Source organism: Nonomuraea sp. B5E05 (assembly GCF_039880665.1).
Classification (GTDB): Bacteria; Actinomycetota; Actinomycetes; order Streptosporangiales; family Streptosporangiaceae; genus Nonomuraea.
On the sequence record NZ_JBDPMJ010000005.1, the window covers coordinates 284,812 to 299,340 of the forward strand.

Here is a 14,529-nt window from a genome sequence, read left to right on the forward strand (position 1 = left end):
CTGAGTGGCAGAGCGGAGCGTCACCGTCCGCGATTCGTCCGTCAGGCCGACGGAGGTCTGCATCGCCGCGAAACGCGAGCAGATCCTGGCCTGGCTGGAGGACACCTCGCCCGTGGAGGTCCACGACAGGGGCATGACGTACGCCAAGGTGGCCGAGAACATCAGGTCGCTGGCCGACGCGCTCCCCGAGGTCGGCACCGCGCTCAACGGCGCGTGGAGGGCGGGCAGCGCCGCGAAGACGCAGGAGGCCCTGCGCAAGCTCCAGGCCAGCGGCAGCCGGCTGGCGACGGCCATGCAGGACATGTCCGAGGCCCTCACCCTCTACGGGCGCGACTACCTGCCGCAGGCCATCGAGGAGGCGCGGAAGGATCCCTCGGACGACCAGGGCGACGACGGGCCGGCCCGGCTGGCGCTGGAGAAGCTCAACCGCCGCATCATCAGCCTGTACGAGAACAAGATCCCGCAGACCGTGAGCGTCGACCTGCCGGAGGTCTCCCCGACCGGAGACCCCGGCGGCACACGGCGCATGCCGCTCGACACGCAGTCGGCCTACCGGCAGGGCGACTACTGGAACGGCGGCGGCTCGGGTTCGTCGGGCGGCTCGACCGGCTCGAGTCCGTTCGGCGGCACCGGCTCGCACAGCGGCCCCGGCACCCCGGGGAGCGGCCCCGGCTCCGACAGCGGTTCGGACAGCGGCAGGGACCCCGGCTCGGACCCCGGCTCGGACGGCGGCACGGGCGACGACCCGGCGGCGGAGTCTCCGGCGTCTCCCGGCGACCAGACCGGCTCCACCGGCGACCAGACCGGCCAGTCGCCGACGGAGCAGAATCCCGGTGACGGCACCACGCCTGCCGTGATCGACAACAACGTCACCGACACGCCGGGCGACACGAGGGATCCCGGCAGCACCGAGTCGGCCAACGCGCCCGTGCAGAATCCCACCACCGCCCACACGCCGGTGACCCAGCTGCCCGTCGGCTCCCAGCCTCCCGGCACACCGGCGGTGATCGGCGGCGGCGGCTCGTACAGCCAGGCGGCCACCCTGGGCGCCGCGTCGGCGCGGCCGGCGGTGGGCGGCATGGGCATGCCGTTCCTCCCGATGGGAGGCATGGCGAGTGGCGAGCAGTCACAGGACCAGGAGCGCACGACCTACCTCACCGAGGACCGCGACATGTGGCATGCGGGGGAGCGCTCGACGTCGCCGGTGATCGGCACCTGAAGGAGGCGGGATGGCACTCGAACGCGATCCGGACTGGCCCGGCGCCTCGGACAAGGATGAGACGGAAGACCCCTACATCAACCGTACCGAGGTGCGGCGCATCGCCGGGGAGATGAACGATCTGCTCAAGAAGATCAGGGATCTTTCCGGCATCCCGGTGACGGAGTTCGCGGGGCCGGTGGGCGGTGAGGCCCCTGAACCACAGCTGCCCACGGGAGCCGGCTCCCTGGGCGACCTCCAGCGATACTGCGCGCTCGGCGAGCACCAGACGGGCCAGTGGCCGGCGGCCATGCAGTACGGTTTCTCGGCGCAGATGGCCTACAGCACTCTGGTCGGGGAGCCGGGCGCCAACAGCAGCGGCCTCTACGCGCAGTTGGTCGCCAGCGCGGAGGAGGCCTTCGACGATGGGCTGATGGAGACAGCCAGAACGTCGGAGAGAGCCGAGTCCGCGACCGAAGAGGCCGCCACGCAGCGGGACGTCTGATAGGAAGACGCGAACATGCCCGAGCCCGAGACGACCACCACCCGCCTCCACCTCAAAGACGCGAGCCTGGACACCTCGACGCCCGACGCCTCGTGGATGAAGAGCACCATCGCCAGCACCGGCTTGATGGACAGCACGATCGACGAGGTCAAGAGGTACATCGACGAGACGGACCCCGGGTCCGTGAAGCTGGCCGGGCTCTACTACGAGGCGGCCGAGCCCCTGCTCAACAGCTTCGCCGCCGACCTGAAGACGAAGGCGGCCGACCTGGCGGAGCACTATCAGGGCCCGGCGGCCTACCAGACCCAGTTGCAGTTGCAGGGCCTGGCGGCCAGCGCCCGTGAGCTGGCCACGAAGCTCGGCGCCATGGGAAGGTCGCTGAAGGGATACGGCGAGACGCTGCAGTGGGCCCAGGCCAACGTCGTCGAGTCGGCCTATCGCGACTCACGTTCCGACCAGGACATCGACTACGCCGCCGTGCTCAATCCGTTCAACAGCGCCAGCCGCGGTGACCACCGGGCGGCCGACCACATGAAGGCCGTCAACGAGCGCATCGCCGGGCACTACGAGCAGTTGCCCACCGAGGTGCAGCAGGCACTTCCGATTGTCGTAACACCTGAGATGCCGGACTTTCAGAACGGTCCGCGCCTGCCCGGAGGCCAGCCGGTGGGCGACCACACGAGCCTGGGCGGTTACGACCCCAGCTCGTTCGGCCCCGGCTCGGTCAGGGGCGTTCCGGCCGTGGCAGGGCCGGGTGACGGCGCCTACCCGGGTGCGAACTACCCCGGCGGCGACCGTCCCGGGTCAGGCGACCTGCCCGGCGGCGACGGTCCCGGAAACGGCCCCGGAGACGGCTCGGTGGGCAACGTTCCGTCGGGCCAGACCGGCATGCCCGACGGCGCGAACCCCGGAGACCCCGGATCCGTCGCCGGCCCCACCGCGGCCGGGCCGAACTCGGGCAGCACCGACCTGGCGGGCTACGACCCCTCGCTCGGGAACACCACGCCCGGCGGCGGCACGCCGACCACGACCGGGGGCCCTGGCACGGGCACCGGCGTTCCCGGCGGCGGGAGCGCGGGCAACGGCGGCGCGGCCCTCGCGGGCGCGGGGCGTACGGGAGCGGGCGGTATGGGGTTCCCGATGATGCCCATCATGGGCGGCGGCGCGGGCGGTCGCGACCAGGAGAACGACAGGGAGAGCTCGACCTGGCTCGCCGAGGACGACGACGTGTGGGGCGGCCCCGAGGGCACCACACAGTCCACGATCGCCTGATCTGCTCCGTACCTACCGCCAGAAAGGGCGACCATGGACACAGGGGGCAACTTCCCCACCGGTATGCCCGGAGGTCTCGGCAACGTCGAGATCAAGTGGGAACACGGCGCGATTGAGAAGGTCGGCCAGGATCTCGGCGCGGAGGCGCCGAACATGGGCAGGATCGCCCGGAACACCGGCGGCATCCACGTGCAGCCACCCGCTTTCGGCGTCATCGGGATCGGCCTGAACTACGCGCACGACCAGACGAAGGACAGCGCGGCGGGCGCGCTCGACACGGCGAGGAGCGTGCTGGCCGACTACGAGAGCGCCCTGGCGTCCCTGGAGAAGAACTACACCAAGGCCGACAAGGACAGCGACGGAGTCATCAAGCCCGGCGGGGACGATCCCGGCGGGGGGCCCGACCCGTTCGGCGGCGGTCTGCCCGATGGTGGTCTGCCGGACGGCGGTCTGCCTGATGGTGGTCTGCCTGATGGTGGTCTGCCTGATGGTGGTCTGCCTGATGGTGGTCTGCCGGACGGCGGTCTGCCGGACGGCGGCCTGCCCGATGGTGGCCTGCCGTCGGACAAACTGCCCGGCGCGGACGTGCCGTCGCCGGACATGCCGGACGCCAACGTGCCGTCGCCGGACATGCCGGATGCCAACGTGCCTTCGCCGGACATGCCCAGCACCGACATGCCGCAGGCCAACGTCCCCTCCATCGAGGACCAGCTCAACCGGGAGGTCCCGAAGCTCGACCCCAACAGCACCGATCTCGCGGGCTACAACCCCAACGTCCCGAACCCGTCGCTGTCCAACTCTGTGCCGAATCCCTCCACGTCTCTGGGGCCCGGAGCCGGGCCCGGCATGGGCACCGGTTCGCCCTCGGGCGGCGCCACCCCCGGCGGCCAGCCCGGCGCGGCCGGCGCCCGTGGCGGCATGAACGGGATGGGCGGCATGCCGTTCATGCCGATGATGCCGGGAGCCGGTGGCCAACAGCAGGAACGCGAACGGGAGAACCCCGAGTACGTGCGCGGAGACGAGGCCGACTGGCTCGACGACATCGACATCGCGCCACAGGTGATCGGCGAGGAAGAGTAGGAAGAGGGGACACCGTCGCATGGCGAGCGAGAACCCGTCATATGGGAATGACCGGGAGCAGTTCATCGCCGCGGCCGCGATGGCGACCGCGGCCGCCCTGGTGCTTCGTGAGTACCCGGCGGCCAGGACCATCGCCCTGGCGATCGGCGTTTGCGTCTCCAACCCCGGAGGCATGGACGAGGCCGCCGCGCAGTGGCGGGCTCCCTCGACCGGCGACGGTGAGGTGGACTTCGCGGGCATCAGGACGAGAGTCGTCGAACTCAGGGAGGACGTCCAGAAGAAGTGGGAGGGGCCTGCCCAGCAGACCTTCGACGACGCGCTGGACAAGCTGCTCGAACAGCTCGACGTGGCCGAGCGGCATTTCAGCAGCGTCGGTGACAGCATGCGGTTCACCGCCCAGCTCTATCACTGGGCCGCGCAGCTGGCCTTCGCGCTGGCCTCCCTCATGACGGCCCTGGCCGCCATCCGGGTGTGGACCCGCCTGGTTCCCTGGGTCGCCGTCCAGATCCAGTGCCACATCCTCATCAGCGCTGTTCTGTCGCAGGTCACGCCGCTGGCCAGATCGCTGGCGGCCAAGCTGGGCAAAACCATCGTGAGGACCACCGGCATCGTGGCAATAGTCAACATCATGTGCGCCACGATGACGCAGATGCTGACGCAGAATCGTCCCAAGCCCGACTACACCCCGACCGGGGTGGAGTACACGCCGCCGGAGCAGAAGGGCGGCGTGGGCGGCCTGCAGCCCACGAACAACGGCATGCCCAACATGGACGCCATGAACCAGGGCGGCGGCGGAATGATGGGCGGCATCATCTGAGGCTCGCGCCTAAGAGGCCGTCACCTGCAACGGCGACCGGGCGTCCTCGGGATCCAGCGTCGGGCCCTCGGGCAGCAGGTGCACGAGATTGCCCGGGATCGGCGCCACGTCCTCCGCTCCGTACCCCAGCTTGTTGATCTGGTCGGCGGACGTGAGCGGATATTTGCGTCCCTGGTCGGAGACCAGGAAATAGGTCTGGACGGACCCCTTCTGCCCGTCGCCGGGCAGGAGGCCGCCCAGCACCGCCGCCCCCGCCGGCAGCAGCACCTGGTCGAAGTGCTCCTGGTCGCCGCGCGAGCTCGGCGGCGGGATCGTCATGGTGCCGCCGACGGTCACCTTCGCGCGCGTCGAGCCGTTCTGCGTGTCGGCGTACACCGAGCAGAGCGGGCTCGACGAGGGCACGACCTTCGGCAGGGTGGTGGGCAACCCCGATACGGCGAGGTTCTGGCGGGAGGTCCTGGCGTTCGCCGTGGCGGCGTCGATCTCCAGCGGCTTGGCGACCTGCCTGCCGTAGGCGCGCTTGATGGCGGGGTCCTCGAGCAGCAGGGTGGCCTGGGTGAGGGTGATGGGCGCGAGCCCGTCGGCGAGAAGGACGTACCACCGGGCCGCGGTCCCGCTCACGCCCTGCACGGTGTACACCTGGCCGATGGCGGCCCGGCCGCCGCTCGGCCCGCGTACTTTCCGGCCCAGGTTCGCGATCTTGGGCGGCAGGAAGTCGGGCCCGGGAGGAATGGCGTTGATCCAGGTCGGAGGCACCTTCTTGGGCCGGGCGTTGAGTGCGCGGACGCCGCTGTCGTTCACCTTCATCCGGGTGTCGTTCCAGATGACCCACGACTGCTTGCCGTCCGTGACGACCAGCGCGCCGGCGCCGACATGCGTGCCGCCGACGTTCGTGCCGCCCACCAGCGTGACGTACGGCACCGGCGTCCCCGAGGCGTTGGGCGCCTCGGTCACGCACACCGACCAGGGCCCCTTGACCAGCTTGTCCTTCTCGGGCAGCGAGTCCGGCGCCCCGGCGATCCCCACCAGGGGTCCGCGCGGATATTTCGCCAGCGAGGCGGAGGAGACGCTTCTGACCTCGAAGTTCGACGTGTCGAGCAGCAGCAGGGCGGAGACGTAGTTGGCGACCGGCAACAGCCGCTGCTGCTCCTGGCTGTAGACGTATTTGGCGCCGGTCTCCTCCTCGACGAGCAACCTGCCGGGCTCTTCGAGCTTCGTCGCGTTGCCGGGGCTGAGCAGCCCCCAGATGCCGAACGCCGCCATGATCAGCACCGCGACGATGATGCCGCAGAACGTGGCGACGTTGTGCCGCCGCATCGGCGTCTCGGGCACGTCGGGCTCGGCCTGCAACAGCGCCAGGCCCAGGCGCTGCTGCATGAGCCGATGCGCTTGATAGAGGTCCTTCTGGGTCTGCATCTCACCTCTCCCGAGTCCCAGGAATCAGCATAGAGCGCCCAGGTGTCATGAATTCCGGTCAATCGACCAGGAGCCGCTCGAAGCTCCTGGTCTCGCTACGGGAGCGCCAGGTCCCAGTACAGAGCCCACGGGAGAAACACCGCGCCGCCCGTGACCAGCACGCCCAGCCGTACCCTCTCGCCGCGGGCCGTGACCCGTCGCCGGCGCACCGCGACGATCAGCGTCCCGGCGACGGTTGCCACGGCGAGCGCCTGGAGCGCGAGCCAGATCACCGGCCGCCCGCCCACCACCGGTCCGGGCACGGCCAGCTTCCCGCCGGTCATGATCAGGTAGGACAGGTAGCAGAACGCGCCGGCCACCGCCGCCAGCCCGGCGCCGCTGACCACCCGCGCGGCCACGAGCGGGGACTCCGGAGCGGCCGACCGCCTGACGCGGCACACCAGCGCCACGACCGGATAGCCGCCGGACGCCATACGTCCGCCTCTTCACGCTCCCCGCCGACGAGGGCTGACCCCTACGGGCCGCCGGGGAGGGCCACCTGGACGGGGGTGAAGGCGCCGGTCGTCACCAGGAAGCCGCGCCCCGGCGGGCCCCCGGGCGCGCCGCGCGGCAGGCGGATGGAGAAGAGGTCGCCGTCCGCCTGGCTCTGCACGGCCAGCAGGAGCCCCGTCCTCGACTTGCGCGTCTCCGCCACGAACCCTCGGTAGGCGACGGCCAGGTCGCCCGTCACGCCGGCGATGAGCAGCCCGTGGTCGCCGTCCCTGCCCGACCTGAGCACCTCCTCCAGGGCGGCGCCCAGCGGGCCGTCCGCGTTGATCAGCTCGGCGTCGTCCACCACCACGACGTAGCCATGCAGGTCCGCGACGAGCTCCGGCAGGTCGGTGGCGTTGCCGTCCACCACCGCCACGGCGCCGTCCAGCTCCTTCAGCGGGCTGCGCCGCGGGGCGACCGCGACGACCGGGGTGCCGCGGGCGATCAGCGAGCGGGCCGCCGTCAGCAGCGCCGACGACCGGCCGGAACGCGACGGCCCCGCGATCACGGCGCCGGGGCCGTGGGCCAGCAGGTCGAGCCCGAGCGGGGCCAGGGCGTCGCCGCCCGCGCCGACCAGCGCCCACAGCGGCGACGGCGGGCTGAAGGCAGGATCGAGGGCGAGCGTCTGGGCCGCCGTGATGCGCATCGGAAGCGCGTCCACCCGCAGCGGAGGATCTCCCTCCCAGCGCCAGACGCCCCGGCCGGCCTCGTGCGCCGGGCCCGGCCTCGGGCCTGGCGCCGTGCCGGTTTCGTGCGCTGGGTCCGGCTTCGGGCCTGGCGCCGTGCCGGGAGGGCCGGCGGCGGCGCGGGCCAGAGACTGCAGCGCGGCGACCTGCGCCGGGCCCGCCGGGTCCGCGTCCAGGAGGGCGATGTGGTGCTCCACGATCCCGTGCTCGCCCAGCGAGAGCGCCCGGCCCGGCGGTATCGACGACGGCAGGCCCTTGAGCGGGAACCCCGCCAGGCCGTAGTCGGAGGAGTCGGACAACCGCAGCAGCAGCCGGTCGTCGAAGACCGTCGAGACCTGCCCGAGCAGGCCGGAACGGTCGCTGGTGACCACCGCTCGCAGGCCCACCGCCGGACCCTCGCGCAGGAGCTGGAGCAGCCCTTCGATCATGCGGCCGTAGTCGTAGCCCTCGAAGGCGGCGACGAAGCCCTCCCAGCGGTCGAGCAGGAGCACCAGCCAGGGCAGCCGGTGGCCCGCCTGCCGGTACTCGGCCAGCGACGCGTGCCCGGCCTCGGCCAGCAGCTGCTGGCGGCGGCCCACCTCGGCCTTGAGGCGGGTCAGCAGGCGCTCCACCCGGTCGAGCTGGTCGCGGGTCACCACGGCGCCGCAGTGCGGCATCGCCACCAGCGGCAGCAGCGCGCCCGAGCCGCAGTCGATCGCGTGCACGTGCACGTCCGAGGGGGATGCGTGGGCCGCGATGGAGCCCGCGATCGTGCGCAGGGCCGTCGACCGGCCGCTGCGGGCCGCGCCCGCGATGAGCAGGTGACCGCCCTGCGCCACGTCCAGCGCCAGCGGGTGCCGGTCCTGGGCCCACGGGCGGTCGGTGACGCCGAAAGGCAACGGCGCCACCTCGGCGAACGCGCCCGCGTACGCCGCGGTGCCGGGAATCGGGGCGGCCAGGACGGGATGCCCGGCGGAGGGCTGGTCGAGGACGAGGCCGGTGGGCAGCGGGTCCAGCCACGGACTGGGCTGGACGGGGACGCCCGCCAGACGCGCGGCCTCGATGAGGGCGTCGGCGACGAGCCCGAGGTCCGTGCCGGTCGCGTCCTCCTCCGGCTCCGGTGGCGGCGGGAGCGGACGACCCAGCGAGCGCCACCCGACCTCCAGCACCCGCACGTTCCCCGCGCGCGACGGCCCGCCGGCGGCCGGGCTGCGGCCGCCGACCCTGGCCGTCTGCACGGCGGTCGCCGCCCCCACGCCCGAGCGCACGTAACAGCGGCCGGGCGTCGACTTGGAGATGTGGGCCGCGTCGGGCAGGTCGATGACGTCGGACGACTCCGCCGGCTCGGTCACCCGCAGCGCGATCCGCAGCGAGGTGTTGGCCTGGATGTCGGCGGTGACCACGCCCGCGGGCCGCTGCGTGGCCAGGATCAGGTGGATGCCCAGCGACCGGCCCCTGCGGGCGATGTCGACCAGCCCGGTGACGAAGTCGGGCAGCTCGGCCACCAGCGCGGCGAACTCGTCGATGATCAGCACCAGGCGGGGGAGCGCGGGGCCGGTGTAGTCGTCGATGTCCTTGGCCCCGGCCGCCAGCAGCAGGCGCTCCCTGCGGCGGATCTCGGCCGCCAGCGAGTCGAGGGCGCGCTGGGTAAGGTGGCCGTCGAGGTCGCTGACCATGCCGACGGTGTGCGGCAGGCGTACACATTCCTTGAAGGCGGCGCCGCCCTTGTAGTCGATGAGCACGAACGTGAGCTGGTCGGGCCGGTTGGCCACCGCGAGCGAGCAGATGAGCGTCTGGAGCAGCTCCGACTTGCCCGCGCCCGTGGTGCCGGCGATGAGCCCGTGGGGGCCGTCGAGCTTGAGGTCGACCGAGAAGGGGCCGTCGGGGCCGACGCCGATCAGCGCCTCGGTGGTGCCGCTTTCCCGCCAGCGGGCGGCCAGCTCCTCGCCGGAGGGTTCGGGCAGGCCCATCAGGTCGAGCAGGCGCACCGCGCCGGGCAGGTTGCCCGCCGGGTCGTCCCTGCTCACGTCGCGGATCGGGGCGAGGGCTCTGGCCAGCCGGTCGCACCAGCCGGGTGAGACGAGGTCGGCCAGGACCGGCCCGATGACGTCGAGGCCGCCGCCGCGCAGCTGCGCGAGGCCGTCGTCGCCGCACGCGGCCACCGTCTGGCACTCCTCGGGCAGCAGGCGCTGGTCCTCGTCGAGGGCGAGGGTGTACACGCCGCAGCGCGGCCCCTGGCGCAGCACCTGCGGCATCCCGGGCAGCCCGCGCAGCACCTGGGCGCCGTCCAGCACCACCAGCACGTCGTACGGGCGCACGTCGTAGGAGGAGAACGTGGGCTTCTCGGGCCCGCCGAGGTCGTCCCACCCGGTGGGGATCTTGCCCAGCTCGGGGATCGCGGTGTTCTGGCGTTCGTCGATGAGCTGGGCGAGCTCGGAGACGCGCCGGGCGGCCGACTCGGGATCGGTGCCGGCCAGCGTCACGCATTCCTGTCCCGACCGCGGCGAGCAGTGCGGCAGCCAGCGCATCCAGCCCCAGCGCTGCTCGCCGTCGGCGTGCGCGGAGACGATCACGATGGCCAGGTCGCGCGGGCTGTGCAGGGTCGCGGCCTGGGCGATCAGCCAGGCGGCCAGGCCGGTCGCGGCCTGGCGGGAGCCGGTGACGCCGGCCACGCCGAGCCGGCGCATGGGCAGCGCCACCGGCACGGAGCGGCAGACGGGCGGTTCGATGCGCCCGCCCTGCTCCTCCGACAGCTCCAGGTCGGCCGGCAGGTCGGCCAGCCCCACCCGCAGCCTGAGCGCGTCGTCGTCGTGGCTCCTGCGCTCCCACAACCTCCTGCGCGGGCCGGTGGCCGTCAGCAGCACCTGGGCCGGGTCGGGCGCGTTGGACCTGCGGACCGCCTCGTCGGCCACCCTGGCCCGCTCCACGGCCTCGTCGTACGCCTGGAGCCGCTCCTTGTGCTCCTTGACGGCCTTCTTGTGCTGCTTCTTGCCGTGGCGGCGGTCGCTCCACCACTGGCCGATCATGATGACCGGCGTCATGAGGGCGACGAGCAGGTAGTACCACTGTTGCAGCGCGATCGCCAGGGTGAAGCCGAGCACGGCCGGGAGGAAGGCGGCGAGCAGTTGGAGGCGCATGCCCTCGTTCCTGGTCGGCTCCTTCGGCCTGACGAACGTGCGCTCGGGCTCCGGGCGCTTGAGCCTCGGCGGGCGGTTGTAGGCCACGCCGCCCTCGCTCCTGGGGGCCAGGTGGGCGTCCTTCGGCTCGATCGAGGTCAGCACGAACACCGACGAGCCGCATGTCAGCACGGCCTGGTCGGGCCAGTCGACGGGTTCGGTGAGCGGCCGGCCGTCGAGCTCGGGGGTCTCGCCGTAACCGGCCGTGAGCTCGGCCGCCTCGCGTTCCGCGACCCGCGCCGTGAGCTCGGCGACCTCGTCGGCCCACCGCCCCTTGAGCTTGAGCCTGGGCGCCTCGTCAGGCTGACGCCACGCCCGCTCCACGGTGATCGCGTCCGGTGTCACGCGTACGGCCACCGCCTCGGGAGCCAGCGCGGGGTCGTCGACGGCCATCGCGCACATCGGGTCGGACCCGATGACGTGCACGCCGAGCCCCAGCCGGTGCACCGTGCCCGCGCGAGGGCCGCCGACCACCCGCACCTCGGCGACCCCGCCCGGCTCCTCGACCACGGTGGCGCGGGCGAGGCGGGCGTCGAGCGTGACCTTGTCGCCGTCGCGCAGCACGGCGGCGGCCGGCGCGCGCGGGTCGAGCGGGCGGCCGTCGCGCCAGAGCGCGGGCGTGTGGCCGGGCGGCCCGCCGGTGTCCCGCTGCGGCCTGCGCGGCTGGGGGATGTGCGGGCTGTCGGCCGACAGTCCGTAGGGGGCTCGGGCTCTGGGCAGCCGGACGACGTCGGCCAGCGGCCCTTGATCGCTGAGCGCCTCGCTCACCCTCGCCACCGTGGCGCCGTCGTCTCCGTCGATCACGACGTCACGGTCGCCCTGCCCGCCGAGCACGGTGAGCATGATCCGCATGGTGCCGTCTCCTCGGTCGACCTCGGGCGCCAAAGGTAACGCCCGGAGCGGGAACAAGCGCGTGAGTTGACGGCAATGGCATGGGGAATCTGCAACGACTTGGACCGATATGCTGCCATAAAGGTGTGAAAAAAGTGACTGCTGTGATCAAAGTGGCGACTAGCTGGAAAAATCAATACTCGTCAACTGGTTAGAAACAATAGGCATCGATTATTTCGAGTTGACATCCCGCCACCTGCGAAACGAGCATTGGTCCTCGCATTCCGCCCCCGTCACCACGTCAAGCCCCACATAATGGCGTGAATTCCGCAATTCACTTCCGGGAGCCCCCCACCCATGAGGACCAGTGAAAAGCCTGCCGCCGACGCGGCGGCGGGGTTGTCCGGCCCGGCCTCGCGCAAGCTCCCCGTGCCACCCCGCGAACGCAAGCCGGCCCTCGCCGCGCTGGCCGTCCTGCTCATCCTGGGCGGCGCGCTGGCCACGACGCTGCTCGTCCTGCGCAGCGGCGACCGCGTCTCCGCCATCCGCGTCACCCAGCAGATCGGCGCAGGCCAGAAGTTCACCGCGCAGGCGCTCGAAGAGGTCAAGATCGCCGCTGAGGGCGTCGACTACGTCAGCTGGTCGCAGCTCGACCAGGTCGTCGGCAGTTTCGCGGCCGTCACCATCCTGCCCGGCACCCTGCTGACCAACCAGATGGGCGCCAAGGCCAGCAGCGAGCTCGGCGAGGGAAAGGCCACCGTCGGGCTGGCGCTCAAGCCGGGTCAAATGCCCGCGGGCCTGAAAGAAGGCGACCGCGTTCAGCTGGTGCACGTTCCGAGCCGGGCGAGCCAAGGAGAAAGCCGGGTCCTGGCCGCGAGCGCGCTCGTCTTCTCCGTCGGCGACAAGTCCCGCACGGGAAATTCCGGCCAGATCACGGTGGTCGTCGATTCTTCGGCGTCGCCCGAAATCGTGGCCTTCGCCTCCAGCGGGGAGATCGCGGTGGCCGAGCTCCCGGGGGCACGCTGACGTGGCGCTCATCGTCCTGGCCGCCGACAAGGGCGCGCCGGGTGTGACGACCGCGGCCACCGCCCTCGCGGCGGTCTGGCCGCGGCCCGTGCTGCTGGCCGAATGCGACCCGGCGGGCGGCGACCTCGCCTACCGGCTGCCCGCCGCCGACGGCGGCGTGCTCAACCCCGGCAAGGGCCTGCTCACGCTCGGCGCCACCGCCCGGCGCGGCCTTGAGCCCGCGCAGATCCACCAGCACACGCAGAAGATCGTCGGCGGGCTCGACGTGCTGGCCGGGCTCACGCACGGCGAGCAGGCCGCGGGGCTCACCTGGTTGTGGGGCCCGCTGGGCCGGGCACTCGCGGCCATCCCCAACGCCGACGTGATCGCCGACTGCGGCCGGCTCGGCGCCCATCCCCAGCTCGGCGACCTGATGGCCGAGGCCGAGCAGGTCGTGCTGCTCACCCGGGCGACCCTCGACCACGTCGCCCACCTGCGCGAGCGGCTGCAGATCACCAAGGCGCACGGCGTCGCCGTGATCGCCGACCCGCGCAACTACCGCGCCTCGATCGACGACGTGCGCCGGATCGTCGGCAACACCGTCCAGTACGTCTACGGCCTCGCCCACGACCCCAAGGGCGCCGAGCTCCTGCGCGGGCAGTGGGGCGGCCGGCTCGATCGCTCCCTCCTGATCCGTACGGCACGCGACCTCGCGGGAAGGCTGGTGAGCCACCGATGATCGACCATTCGCTCGTCAAGCGCTTCCGCCAGGAGGTCGGCGACCGGCTGGCCCACCAGCGCCGGCTCGACCAGGCCAACGGCCTGCCCGCGATGACCGGCGAGGACGAGCGCCAGTTCGCCAGGGCGCTGATCTCCCAGGTGCTGGAAGAGCACGCCCGCGGCGAGATCGGGCTCGGCCGCACCCCGCCCACGGTCGAGGAGGAGGAGGCCCTCGCGGCCGGCATCCACGCGGCCCTGTTCGGCGTGGGCCGCCTCCAGCCGCTGCTCGACGACACCCAGGTCGAGAACATCGACATCAACGGCTGCGACCGGGTCTTCGTCAGCTACGCCGACGGCCAGGAGCTCATGCACGACCCGGTCGCCGACTCCGACGACGAGCTGATCGAGCTGATCCAGATCCTGGCGGCCTACTCCGGCCTGTCCAGCAGGCCGTTCGACACCGCCAACCCGCAGCTCGACCTGCGGCTGCCCGACGGGTCCCGGCTGAGCGCCGTCATGGACGTCACGGTCAGGCCGGCCGTGTCGATCCGCCGCGCCCGTCTCGGCAAGGTCTTCCTGTCCGACCTGACCGGCAACGGCACGATAAGCCCCGACGTCGCGAGGTTCCTGACGGCCGCCGTAGCCGCCAGGAAGAACATCATGATCGCGGGCTCCACCAACGCCGGCAAGACCACCCTGCTCAGGGCGCTGGCCAACGTGATCCCGCCCGGCGAGCGCCTCATCACCGTCGAACGCGCCCTTGAGCTCGGACTCGACCAGTTCCCCGAGCTCCACCCCAACGTCGTCGCCTTCGAGCAGCGCCTGCCCAACTCCGAGGGCCAGGGCGAGATCTCCATGGCCGAGCTGGTCAGGCGCTCCCTGCGCATGAACCCCAGCCGCGTCATCGTCGGCGAGGTCCTCGGCGACGAGATCGTCACCATGCTCAACGCGATGACCCAGGGCAACGACGGCTCCCTGTCGACCATCCACGCCAACTCCAGCATGGAGGTCTTCAACCGCATCTCCACCTACGCCCTCCAGGCCGGCGAGCGGCTGCCCATCGACGCCACCCACATGCTCATCGCGGGCGCCATCGACTTCGTCGTCTTCGTCGAGAAGCGCAACGACTACCACGTCGGCGGCACGCTGCGCCGCTACGTCTCCAGCATCCGCGAGGTCAACGGCTGCGACGGCCGCGTCCTGTCGAGCGAGGTGTTCGCGCCGGGCCCCGACGGCGCCGCCGTCCCGCACGCCCCGATCTCCTGCATGGAGGAGCTCGCCGCCCACGGCTACACCCTGGGGGGCTGGTGAGC

11 protein-coding genes are annotated in these 14,529 nt (G+C 72.0%); 8 read left to right on the plus strand and 3 right to left on the minus strand.

Annotation, left to right across the window (positions count from 1 at the left end; all coding sequences use genetic code 11):
• The first annotated feature begins 4 nt into the window (after positions 1 to 4).
• From ABGB01_RS12300 to ABGB01_RS12320, 5 genes are all read left to right on the plus strand, one after another.
• Positions 5 to 1,219, plus strand: coding sequence for a hypothetical protein (locus tag ABGB01_RS12300; RefSeq protein WP_347773364.1), 1,215 nt, complete (start codon positions 5 to 7; stop codon positions 1,217 to 1,219).
• 10 nt (positions 1,220 to 1,229) lie between these two features.
• Positions 1,230 to 1,703: a hypothetical protein gene (locus tag ABGB01_RS12305; protein ID WP_347773366.1), complete on the plus strand. Its 474-nt coding sequence runs from the start codon at positions 1,230 to 1,232 to the stop codon at positions 1,701 to 1,703.
• Between the two features lie 15 nt (positions 1,704 to 1,718).
• Positions 1,719 to 2,975 carry a hypothetical protein gene (locus ABGB01_RS12310; RefSeq protein ID WP_347773368.1) on the plus strand — a complete coding sequence of 419 codons (1,257 nt, stop codon included), beginning with the start codon at positions 1,719 to 1,721 and terminating at the stop codon, positions 2,973 to 2,975.
• Positions 2,976 to 3,038: 63 nt separating this feature from the next.
• Positions 3,039 to 4,055 carry a hypothetical protein gene (locus tag ABGB01_RS12315; RefSeq protein WP_347773370.1) on the plus strand — a complete coding sequence of 339 codons (1,017 nt, stop codon included), beginning with the start codon at positions 3,039 to 3,041 and terminating at the stop codon, positions 4,053 to 4,055.
• A gap of 19 nt (positions 4,056 to 4,074) precedes the next feature.
• Positions 4,075 to 4,872, plus strand: coding sequence for a hypothetical protein (locus ABGB01_RS12320; protein ID WP_347773372.1), 798 nt, complete (start codon positions 4,075 to 4,077; stop codon positions 4,870 to 4,872).
• A 9-nt stretch (positions 4,873 to 4,881) separates the two neighbouring features.
• On the opposite strand, the gene eccB is transcribed toward ABGB01_RS12320, so the two are convergent.
• From eccB to ABGB01_RS12335, 3 genes are all read right to left on the minus strand, one after another.
• The gene (eccB, locus tag ABGB01_RS12325; protein WP_347773374.1) at positions 4,882 to 6,288 is read right to left on the minus strand and encodes a type VII secretion protein EccB; all 1,407 of its coding nucleotides are present in this window, start codon (positions 6,286 to 6,288) and stop codon (positions 4,882 to 4,884) included.
• Positions 6,289 to 6,383: 95 nt separating this feature from the next.
• Positions 6,384 to 6,761 (minus strand): hypothetical protein, encoded by a 378-nt coding sequence (locus ABGB01_RS12330; protein ID WP_347773376.1) that lies wholly within the window; start codon positions 6,759 to 6,761, stop codon positions 6,384 to 6,386.
• 41 nt (positions 6,762 to 6,802) lie between these two features.
• Positions 6,803 to 11,512, minus strand: coding sequence for an FtsK/SpoIIIE domain-containing protein (locus ABGB01_RS12335; RefSeq protein ID WP_347773378.1), 4,710 nt, complete (start codon positions 11,510 to 11,512; stop codon positions 6,803 to 6,805).
• 336 nt (positions 11,513 to 11,848) lie between these two features.
• On the opposite strand from ABGB01_RS12335, the gene ABGB01_RS12340 reads away from it, so the two are divergent.
• The 3 genes from ABGB01_RS12340 to ABGB01_RS12350 are packed head-to-tail and all read left to right on the plus strand — an operon-like array spanning position 11,849 to position 14,527.
• A complete protein-coding gene (locus tag ABGB01_RS12340; protein ID WP_347773380.1) occupies positions 11,849 to 12,517 on the plus strand; it encodes an SAF domain-containing protein in 669 nt (222 codons plus the stop codon).
• Between the two features lies 1 nt (position 12,518).
• The gene (locus tag ABGB01_RS12345) at positions 12,519 to 13,235 is read left to right on the plus strand and encodes a hypothetical protein (protein ID WP_132591063.1); all 717 of its coding nucleotides are present in this window, start codon (positions 12,519 to 12,521) and stop codon (positions 13,233 to 13,235) included.
• Positions 13,232 to 14,527, plus strand: a complete 1,296-nt coding sequence (locus ABGB01_RS12350; RefSeq protein ID WP_347773383.1) for an ATPase, T2SS/T4P/T4SS family — start codon at positions 13,232 to 13,234, stop codon at positions 14,525 to 14,527. Before ABGB01_RS12345 ends, ABGB01_RS12350 begins: the two co-directional genes overlap by 4 nt.
• Positions 14,528 to 14,529 lie beyond the last annotated feature (2 nt).